Origin of the sequence: Ramlibacter sp. (genome assembly GCF_035548915.1) — a bacterium.
GTDB lineage: Bacteria > Pseudomonadota > Gammaproteobacteria > Burkholderiales > Burkholderiaceae_C > Ramlibacter.
Map to the genome: position 1 here is coordinate 1 of NZ_DASZSE010000040.1, position 8,906 is coordinate 8,906.

Below are 8,906 nucleotides of genomic sequence, written 5' to 3' on the forward strand. Positions count from 1 at the left end.
GGGGATCCAGGGCATTTCAGCAGCAACCGCCCTGGATCCCCGCTTCCGCGGGGATGACGAGGGTGCAGTGCGGGATGACGGGTGCAGTGCGGGACGACGGGTGCAGTGCGGGGATGACGGGTGCAGTGCGGGGTTGACGGAGTGAAGCGCAAGGATGACGGAGTGAAGTGCCGGAGATAACAGAGCCAGTCGCGGTGGAACTCTCAACCCTCCTCATCATCCTGCTCGGCGCCGCCCTCGCGGGTTTCGTCCAGGGCCTCTCCGGCTTCGGCTTTGCCGTCACAGCGATCTCCATCTGGGCCTGGGTGCTCGAGCCGCAGCTCACCGCCGCGCTCGGCGTCTTCGGCGCGTTCGCGGGCCAGGTGTTCTCGGTGGCGACCGTGCGCCGCGGCTTCGACGCGAAGCGCCTCGCGCCCTTCCTCCTCGGCGCGATCGCGGGCATGCCCGCCGGAGTGTGGCTGCTGCCGCGCCTGGACGTGCCGATGTTCAAAGCCCTGCTGGGTCTCATCCTCATCGTCACCTGCCCGCTGATGCTCCTCGCCTCACGGCTGCCGCGGGTGAGCCACGGCGGGCGCGTCGCCGACGGCATCGCGGGCGCCATCGGCGGCGTGATGGGCGGCCTGGGCGGCTCGACCGGGCTCGTGCCCACGCTCTGGTGCACGCTGCGCGGCTTCGCCAAGGACGAGCAGCGCTCGATCATCCAGAACTTCAATCTCGCGGCGCTCGGCATCACCTTCGCAAGCTACGTCGCCACCGGCATCGCCACGCGCGACATGGTCCCGTACTTCGCCGCCCTCGTGCCCGCCATGATCCTGCCCTCGCTCGCGGGCCGGCGGCTCTATCTCGGCATCAGCGAACAGGGTTTCCGGCAGGTGGTGCTGGGCCTGCTCACCTTCTCGGGCCTGGCGATGCTCGCATCCGCCCTGCCCGTGCTGCTCGCGCGGGGGTCTTGAAGCCGCGAGGGGCCGCCCCTAATTCAGTGCCGCGTCGCAACGAACGCACCTGAAAGGAGATGCCCAATGCAAGGCCTGTTCCGGTCTTCCGCGGACCTCTTCGCGGAACTCAACCGTCTGCAAAGCGCGATGGACCAGGTGTTCGGCCCCGTGGAGCGCAACAGCATCCGCGGCCAGCCGGGTTTTCCCGTCCTGAACGTCGGCACGACACCCGAAACCATCGAAGTCATGGCCCTCGCCCCGGGGCTGGACACCGCCACGCTCGAAGTGACCCTCGACAAGGGCCTGCTCGTCATCGCCGGCGAGCGCAAGAGCCTGCTGCCCACCACGGGCGAAGGCGCCACCGTCTACGCGCAGGAACGCTTCGCGGGGCCGTTTCGCCGCGTCGTGAGCCTGCCCGAGGAAGCCGACCCGGCGCAGGTGCAGGCCGCCTACCGCGACGGAATCCTGAGGGTCACCGTCGGCAAGCGCGAATCGTCGCGCCCGCGCCGCATCGCAATCAACTGAAACGAGGAGATCACCATGGCCAACGATATCCAGGATTCCGGCCGGCAGCAGGAGCCTGCGCAGGCACCCAGCGTGATCCCGCCCGTGGACGTGTACGAGGACGCATCGGGCATCACGCTTCTCGCCGACTTGCCGGGTGTGTCCAAAGACCGCCTGAACCTGCGCGTGGACGCGGACTCGCTCATGATCGAGGCGACCGCATTCACGCCCGTGCCGTCGGGCATGGAGCTCGTCTACGGAGAAGCTCAGGTGCCCTCGTACCGCCGGCGCTTCACGCTGAGCCGCGAGCTCGACACTTCGCGCATCGACGCGCAGCTGAAGGATGGCGTGCTGCGCCTCGTCATCCCCAAAGCTGAGGAGGCGAAGCCGCGACGCATCGAAGTGAAGAGCGAGTAGGCTCCCACCGCGCGCCCGCTTCCGGGCAAAATCCCCGGCTGGCCCATGAGGGCCGCGAGGAGAGCCGGTGCCGCTGAAAGCCTTCGTGCTGGAAGACAACGCTTCGATCAGGGACAGCCTGGTCGAAGCGCTTTATGAACTGGCCGGCATCGAGACGGCCGCGACGGCAAGCAATGAACGCAACGCCGTCGCGTGGCTCTCCGACCCCGCCCACGCATGGGACGTCGCGATCATCGACCTCGTGCTCGAGCCGCGCGGCGGCAGCGGCTTCGGCGTGCTGCGGTCGCTGAAGGCGAGGAAGCCCTCGCAGAAGATGGTCGTCCTCACCGGCACGGCCAGCGTGGACGTGCGCCGCCAGTGCGAGAAGCTGGGCGCCGACGGCGTCTTCGACAAGTCGATGGAAACGGACGCGCTCATCGACTGGTGCATCGCGCTTGCCCGCGACACCCGGGGGCCCGGGGAATGACCGCGCGACCGGGCGTATGCGAAAATAGCCGGGTACCAGGGAGAGTCCGGCCCAAGTGCCGGAGAAAGAATCATCGTTGCATTCCAGGATGAACAACGAGGCCGCGATTTTGGTGGTCGACGACAATCCGGACCACCTCGAACTCACCGTGCTGGCGTTGAGCGAATGCTGCGAGCCGACGCTGATCGCCACCGCCTCCGACGGAGTCGATGCCCTCGATTTCCTCTGGGGGCGGGGCGCGTACGCCTCTCGCGACACATCGCGCCAGCCACGCGTGGTCATTCTCGACATGAAGCTCGTGCGCATGCACGGGCTCGAAGTGCTGAAGGCGATCCGCGCGGATGCGCGCACCGCGGGCGTTCCCGTCGTGATGCATTCTTCTTCCACCGAGAAGAGCGACATCGCGGCCTGCTACGCGAACGGCGCGAACAGCTATGTGCGCAAGGCCACCGACTTCGACGAACTGCGCCGCAAGATGCGCCAGATCTACGAGTTCTGGCTGACGGTGAACGAGCGCCCGCGATCCGGCTTGTGACGGCACACGCGTTCGGCGCGCGGCGTCAGGCGTTACGCTTGCGCGCGATCTCCCGCAGGGCTTCCTCGAAGACTTCGGGCGGCTGGCCCCCCTGGATCAGGTACTGGTCGTCGACGACCACCGACGGCACGGCGTGGATGCCGTGCTCCTGCCAGTGCCTTTCGCGCTCGCGCACTTCTTCCGTGTAGCGCTTCTCATCGAGCACCGCCGCGGCTTGGGCGCGGTCGAGTCCGGCCTTCGCCGCGCAGTCGAGCAGCACGTCGCGTTCGGACGGGTTGCGCGCTTCGCCGTGGTAGGCCTTCAGGAGTTCGCGCTTGAGCGCGTGCTGCTTCGCTTCGTCCTGCTCGCCCGCCCAGTAGAGCAGCCGGTGCGCGTCGAACGTGTTCCAGACGCGGCCGCGGCCTTCCTTGCGGAAGGCGAAGCCGACCGCCGCGCCGCGCTGGCGGATCGCCTCACGGCTCGCCGCCTGCTGCTCGGGCGTCGAGCCGTACTTCTTCGTGAGGTGCTCGGTGACGTCCTCGCCTTCGGGGCCCATCTGCGGATTGAGTTCGAAAGGCTCGAAGTGCAGTTGCGCCGCGACCTCGCCGTCGAGGTTCTCGAGCGCCTTGCCAAGCGAAGCGAGGCCGATCGCGCACCAGGGGCAGGCGACGTCGGAGACGAAGCTGAGCTTCAGGGGCTTGTTCATCCGCCCATGGTAGTCAGATATGAATGGCCCTGCCCATCGCCCGCAACGCCACCTCCTGCACCGCCTCGCCGAGCGTCGGATGCGCATGGACGATCGCCCCGACATCCTCCAGCCGCGCGCCCATTTCCAGCGAATAGCAGAACGCCGCGCTCAGCTCCGACACGCCCTTGCCCACCGCCTGCCAGCCCAGGATGAGGTGGTTGTCCTCGCGCGCGACGACGCGCACGAATCCGGCGCTGCCTTCCACGCTGAGTGCCCGGCCGTTGGCCGAGAAGGGAAAGGTCGCGCTCACCGCCTGGACGTTGTCGCGCAACGCGTCCTCGGCGGTCTGGCCGACCGTCACCACCTCCGGGTCGGTGAAGCAGATCGCGGGAATCGCGGCCGGCGCGAATCTGCGCCGGTGCCCCGCGACGATCTCGGCCACCATCTCGCCTTGCGCCATCGCACGGTGCGCGAGCATCGGCTCGCCGGTCACATCGCCGATCGCCCAGACATTGCGCATCGAAGTGCGGCACTGCTCGTCGATCTTCACCGCGCGGCCCGCCATGTCGAGCCGCAGCGATTCCAGGTTGAAGCCGTTCGTGCGGGGCCGGCGACCCACGGCGACGAGGATGCGATCGGCCGGCAGCACGTATTCGTCGGCATTGGGGGTGCGCACGCGCAGGCCGTCTCCCGTGGCGTTGAGCCCTTCGGCCGAGCAGCCGAGATGCAGCACGACGCCCAGCTTCTTGAGTGTCGCGAGCACGGGTTGCGTGAGCTCCTCGTCGTACGCGGGCAGCACGCGGCTCGTCGCCTCGACCACCGCCACTTCCGAGCCGAGCTTGCGCCACGCGATGCCGAGTTCCAGGCCGATGTAGCCCGCGCCGACCACCACGAGGTGCTGCGGCTTCGGCTCGAGATCGAGCGCTTCGGTGGACGAGACCACCCGGCCGCCGAAGGGCAGGCTCGGCAGTTCCACCGGCACGGAGCCGGTGGCGAGCAGCAGGTGGTCGCACTGGATGCGCAGCGGCTCGCCGTCCGCGGGCCGCACGTCGACCTGCTTGCCGTCGACGATGGTCGCGAAGCCCTTTACCACCTGCACGCCATTCTTGCGCAGAAGCGCGCCGACGCCGCCCGTGAGCTTGCCGACGACGCCCTGCTTCCACCGGTGCGCCTGCGCGAGATCGATCGAGGGTTCGCGCACGCGGATGCCGATCGATGCGTTCGGCGAGGCGAAGCGGCAGGCCGCATCGAATTCGTCGGCCACGTGGATGAGCGCTTTGGAAGGGATGCAGCCGATGTTCAGGCAGGTGCCGCCCAGCCGGTCGCCTTCGACGAGCACCGTCGGGATGCCGAGCTGCGCGGCGCGGATGGCCGCGACATAGCCACCCGGGCCGCCGCCGATCACGAGGAGCGTTGTGTGCTGTGTCTTCATCGCGGCCTACTCCACGAACAGCATCGCCGGCGTCTCGAGCAAGGCGCGGATCGCCTGCACGAATTGCGCCGCCTCCATCCCGTCGATCACGCGGTGGTCGAACGACGACGAGAGGTTCATGAGCAGCCGGCCGACCACCGCGCCGCCTTTCATCACCGGCCGCTCGACGATGCGGTTCACGCCGACGATCGCGACTTCCGGATGGTTGATGACGGGCGTGGTGACGATGCCGCCCAAGGGGCCGAGGCTCGTGATGGTGAGCGTGGAGCCCGCAAGCTCGTTGCGGTTGGCCTTGCCGCCGCGCGCGACTTCCGCAAGCCGTGCGATCTCGCGCGCGCACGACCACGGGTCATGCGATTCGGCATGGCGCAGCACGGGCACCATGAGGCCGTTGGGCGTCTGCGTGGCGATGCCGAGGTGCACGGGCCGGTGCCGCGTGATGACCCCGGCATCGTCGTCGAAACGCGCGTTCATCTGCGGAAACTGCTCGATGGCGAGCACCACCGCGCGTGCGATGAGCGGCAGCATCGTGAGCTTGCCGCGAGTCGCGGCATAGCGGTCGTTCAGTTGCCCGCGCAGCCGCTCGAGCTCGGTCACGTCGACTTCCTCGACGTAGCTGAAGTGCGGGATGCGGCGCTTGGCCTCCTGCATCTTCTGCGCGATCTGGCGGCGCAGCCCGATCACGGGCACTGCTTCCTCGCCGTGCTTTTGCTGATAGCGCACGGAGGCGCTCGCCATCGGCTGGCCGCGCGAGGCGAGGTAGACGTCGACGTCTTCGTGCGTGATGCGCCCCGCGGGGCCGCTGCCGTGGACGAACTGCAGTTCGATGCCGAGTTCCCACGCGCGGCGGCGCACGGCAGGCGACGCGATGGGTTTTTCGCCGGGAGGGCGCATCGGAGCGGGCGTCGCGGCGGGAGGTGTGGCGTGTGGTGTGGCGTGTGGTGTGGCGTGTGGTGTGGCGTGAGGTGTGGCGGAATGTGCGGCGTGCCTTGCTCCCTCTCCCGCTTGCGGGAGAGGGTGGGGGTGAGGGTGTTCGCGAGGCTGGGCCTGTGAGTCGGGACGTGTGATGTCGTCCTTCCAGTCTGGAGGCACGCCGCGTTCCTCCCCCTTCCCTCCCCCCCGAGAATCAAGCTTCTCCGGACCCCCGGTCTCCCGCGAGCCGGAGCGCGAGAGCGAGCCCCCTTTCGCGTTCCCCGCGCCTTCGACTTCCAGCTCGACGATCCCGGTTCCCACCGCGATCATCTCCCCCGGCTCGCCGTTCAGCGCCGAGACCCTTCCCTTCACCGGCGACGGAATCTCCACCGTCGCCTTGTCCGTCATCACGTCCGCGAGGATCTGGTCCTCGGCCACCTCTTCGCCAGTCTTCACTCGCCAGGCCACGAGCTCGACTTCCGCGATGCCTTCGCCGATGTCGGGCATCTTGATCGTGTAGGTACCCATCGATCAGCCCTCCATCACGCGTTTGAAGGCGGCCGCGACGCGCTCCGGCCCGGGGAAGTACAGCCATTCCTGCGCGTGCGGATAAGGCGTGTCCCAGCCCGCCACGCGCTCGATCGGTGCCTCCAGGTGGTAGAAGCAGTTCTCGTTCACGAGCGACACGAGCTCCGCTCCGAATCCGCAGGTCCTCGTGGCCTCGTGGACCACCACGCAGCGCCCCGTCTTCTTCACCGACTCGACGACGGTGTCCAGGTCCATCGGCCAGAGCGAGCGCAGGTCGATGATCTCCGCGTCGATGCCGCTTTCGCGCGCGGCGCATTCCGACACCCACACCATCGTGCCGTAGGTGATCACCGTGAGGTCCTTGCCTTCGCGAAACACCGACGCCGATTCGAGCGGCACCCGGTAGTAGCCCTCCGGCACATTGCCGAGTTCGTGCTTCGACCACGGCACCACGGGCCGGTCGTGGTGCCCGTCGAACGGGCCGTTGTACAGGCGCTTGGGCTCCAGGAAGATCACCGGATCGTCGGCTTCGATGGCCGAGATCAGCAGGCCCTTCGCGTCGTACGGATTGCTCGGCATCACGGTGCGCAGCCCGCACACGTGCGTGAAGAGCGCCTCCGGGCTCTGGCTGTGCGTCTGGCCGCCGTAGATGCCGCCGCCGCAAGGCATGCGGATCGTCATCGGGCAGGTGAAGTCCGCCGCCGAGCGGTAGCGCAGCCGCGCGGCCTCCGAGACGATCTGGTCGGCCGCCGGATAGAAGTAGTCGGCGAACTGGATTTCCGCCACGGGCCTCAAGCCGTACGCGGCCATGCCCACGCCCACGCCGACGATGCCGCCCTCGTTGATCGGCGCGTCGAAGCAGCGGGACTTGCCGTACTTCGCCTGCAGCCCCTCGGTCACGCGGAACACGCCGCCGAAATAACCCACGTCCTGGCCGAACACCACGACGTTCGGATCACGCTCCATCATCACGTCCAGCGCCGAGCGCAGCGCCTGGATCATCGTCATCGACTTCGTCGGGCTCTCGACGTTCGTTGCGGGGTCTTTGGTCCGGGTGAGCATGGCATCAGGCTCCCAGGAGTTGACGCTGCCGGCGCAGATGCTCGGGCATGTCGGCGTACACGTCCTCGAACATCGTCGCCGCGCTCGGGATGTGGCCGTCCAGGAGCGTGCCGTGGCTTTCGGCTTCCTTCTGCGCCGCGGCCACTTCCGCTTCGAGTTCCTGCTGCGCCTGCTGGTGCTGCGCCTCGCTCCATTCGCCGATGCCGATCAGGTGCGCCTTCAGCCGCTGGATCGGGTCGCCGAGCGGAAAGCGGTCCCAGTCGTCGGCGGGCCGGTACTTGCTCGGATCGTCCGACGTCGAATGCGGCCCCGCCCGATACGTCACCCACTCGATGAGCGTGGGGCCCAGATTGCCGCGCGCGCGTTCCGCGGCCCAGCACGAGGCCGCGTACACCGCGAGGAAATCGTTGCCGTCCACGCGCAGCGACGCGATGCCGCTGCCCACGCCGCGCGCCGCGAACGTGGTGGACTCGCCGCCCGCGATCGCCTGGAAGGTGGAGATCGCCCACTGGTTGTTGACGACGTTCAGGATCACCGGCGCGCGGTACACGTGCGCGAAGGTGAGCGCGGTGTGGAAGTCGGCCTCGGCCGTCGCCCCGTCGCCGATCCAGCCGGAGGCGATCTTCGTGTCGCCCTGGATCGCCGAGGCCATGCCCCAGCCCACGGCCTGGATGAACTGCGTGGCGAGGTTGCCGGAGATCGAGAAGAACCCGGCGCGCTTGTACGAATACATGACGGGCAGCTGCCGGCCCTTCATCGGGTCGCGCTCGTTGGACATGAGCTGGCACATGAGCTCGGTCATCGACACGTCGTCGCGGCAAAGGAGCAGCCCCTGCTGGCGGTAAGTCGGAAAGCACATGTCGCCGGGCGCGAGCGCGAAGGCGTGCGCGATGGCGATCGCCTCCTCGCCCAGGCACTGCATGTAGAACGAGATCTTCTTCTGCCGCTGCGCGATCAGCATGCGGGCGTCGAAGATGCGCGTCTTCATCATCGCCCGCAGGCCGCGGCGCAAAGTCGCGGGCGAAATCTCCGGCACCCAAGGGCCAACGGCGCGGCCCTCGCGGTCCAGCACGCGCACGAGGCTGTAGGCGAGGTCTTCGGTGTCGAAGTGGGAGGTGTCGACGGGGGGTCTTCGGACCTCGCCCGCTTCGGAGACGTGGAGATAGGAGAAGTCCGTGGCGCAACCGGGTCGGCCGGTGGGCTCGGGCACGTACAAGCGCAAGGCCTGGTGCTGGCTCATTCGTTGTGCTCCGCGCGATCGTGTCGCGCCAAAGGTCGTCGAACGGAAAGGCGCGAGCGGGTAGCCGCCCCTTCCCGGGGGTCCGCGCGGGTGGCGCGGGCCACCAGTGTAGGGCAACTCGGACGCGGGGGGATCGGGAGAAGGGGCGCTCCAAGGTGGGTTCGACGCAGAGGACGCAAAGGTTACGCAGAGGACGCAGAGGACTGAA

At 68.2% G+C, this 8,906-nt stretch carries 10 protein-coding genes; 5 read left to right on the forward strand and 5 right to left on the reverse strand.

The genetic code is table 11. From position 1 onward, the window contains the following. The first annotated feature begins 194 nt into the window (after positions 1 to 194). The 5 genes from VHA82_RS17015 to VHA82_RS17035 all read left to right on the forward strand — a co-directional run bounded on the left by VHA82_RS17015 (position 195) and on the right by VHA82_RS17035 (position 2,857). Positions 195 to 953: a sulfite exporter TauE/SafE family protein gene (locus VHA82_RS17015; protein WP_325545903.1), complete on the forward strand. Its 759-nt coding sequence runs from the start codon at positions 195 to 197 to the stop codon at positions 951 to 953. Positions 954 to 1,019: 66 nt separating this feature from the next. Further along, entirely contained in the window at positions 1,020 to 1,460 is a 441-nt protein-coding gene (locus VHA82_RS17020; RefSeq protein ID WP_325545905.1) for an Hsp20/alpha crystallin family protein, read from the forward strand. A 15-nt stretch (positions 1,461 to 1,475) separates the two neighbouring features. Then, positions 1,476 to 1,856, forward strand: a complete 381-nt coding sequence (locus VHA82_RS17025; protein ID WP_325545907.1) for an Hsp20/alpha crystallin family protein — start codon at positions 1,476 to 1,478, stop codon at positions 1,854 to 1,856. Between the two features lie 67 nt (positions 1,857 to 1,923). Next, a complete protein-coding gene (locus VHA82_RS17030) occupies positions 1,924 to 2,322 on the forward strand; it encodes a response regulator (protein ID WP_325545909.1) in 399 nt (132 codons plus the stop codon). An 88-nt stretch (positions 2,323 to 2,410) separates the two neighbouring features. Next, positions 2,411 to 2,857: a response regulator gene (locus VHA82_RS17035; RefSeq protein WP_325545911.1), complete on the forward strand. Its 447-nt coding sequence runs from the start codon at positions 2,411 to 2,413 to the stop codon at positions 2,855 to 2,857. A 25-nt stretch (positions 2,858 to 2,882) separates the two neighbouring features. Here VHA82_RS17035 and VHA82_RS17040 read toward each other — a convergent pair whose 3' ends face one another. The 5 genes from VHA82_RS17040 to VHA82_RS17060 are packed head-to-tail and all read right to left on the reverse strand — an operon-like array spanning position 2,883 to position 8,698. Then, on the reverse strand, positions 2,883 to 3,542 hold the full coding sequence (locus VHA82_RS17040; protein WP_325545912.1) for a DsbA family oxidoreductase: 660 nt from the start codon (positions 3,540 to 3,542) through the stop codon (positions 2,883 to 2,885). 13 nt (positions 3,543 to 3,555) lie between these two features. Then, positions 3,556 to 4,956 carry a dihydrolipoyl dehydrogenase gene (lpdA, locus tag VHA82_RS17045; protein ID WP_325545914.1) on the reverse strand — a complete coding sequence of 467 codons (1,401 nt, stop codon included), beginning with the start codon at positions 4,954 to 4,956 and terminating at the stop codon, positions 3,556 to 3,558. Positions 4,957 to 4,962: 6 nt separating this feature from the next. Next, the gene (locus tag VHA82_RS17050) at positions 4,963 to 6,396 is read right to left on the reverse strand and encodes a dihydrolipoamide acetyltransferase family protein (RefSeq protein ID WP_325545916.1); all 1,434 of its coding nucleotides are present in this window, start codon (positions 6,394 to 6,396) and stop codon (positions 4,963 to 4,965) included. Between the two features lie 3 nt (positions 6,397 to 6,399). After that, positions 6,400 to 7,458, reverse strand: coding sequence for an alpha-ketoacid dehydrogenase subunit beta (locus VHA82_RS17055; protein ID WP_325545918.1), 1,059 nt, complete (start codon positions 7,456 to 7,458; stop codon positions 6,400 to 6,402). 4 nt (positions 7,459 to 7,462) lie between these two features. Beyond that, positions 7,463 to 8,698 carry a 3-methyl-2-oxobutanoate dehydrogenase (2-methylpropanoyl-transferring) subunit alpha gene (locus VHA82_RS17060; RefSeq protein WP_325545920.1) on the reverse strand — a complete coding sequence of 412 codons (1,236 nt, stop codon included), beginning with the start codon at positions 8,696 to 8,698 and terminating at the stop codon, positions 7,463 to 7,465. Positions 8,699 to 8,906: the final 208 nt, after the last annotated feature.

Coding starts and splice junctions, on each gene's coding strand:
- VHA82_RS17035 (WP_325545911.1), top strand. CDS start 2,411: ATGAACAACGAGGCCGCGATTTTGGTGGTCGACGACAATCCGGACCAC.
- VHA82_RS17055 (WP_325545918.1), bottom strand. CDS start 7,458: ATGCTCACCCGGACCAAAGACCCCGCAACGAACGTCGAGAGCCCGACG.
- VHA82_RS17025 (WP_325545907.1), top strand. CDS start 1,476: ATGGCCAACGATATCCAGGATTCCGGCCGGCAGCAGGAGCCTGCGCAG.
- VHA82_RS17050 (WP_325545916.1), bottom strand. CDS start 6,396: ATGGGTACCTACACGATCAAGATGCCCGACATCGGCGAAGGCATCGCG.
- VHA82_RS17060 (WP_325545920.1), bottom strand. CDS start 8,698: ATGAGCCAGCACCAGGCCTTGCGCTTGTACGTGCCCGAGCCCACCGGC.
- lpdA (WP_325545914.1), bottom strand. CDS start 4,956: ATGAAGACACAGCACACAACGCTCCTCGTGATCGGCGGCGGCCCGGGT.
- VHA82_RS17040 (WP_325545912.1), bottom strand. CDS start 3,542: ATGAACAAGCCCCTGAAGCTCAGCTTCGTCTCCGACGTCGCCTGCCCC.
- VHA82_RS17020 (WP_325545905.1), top strand. CDS start 1,020: ATGCAAGGCCTGTTCCGGTCTTCCGCGGACCTCTTCGCGGAACTCAAC.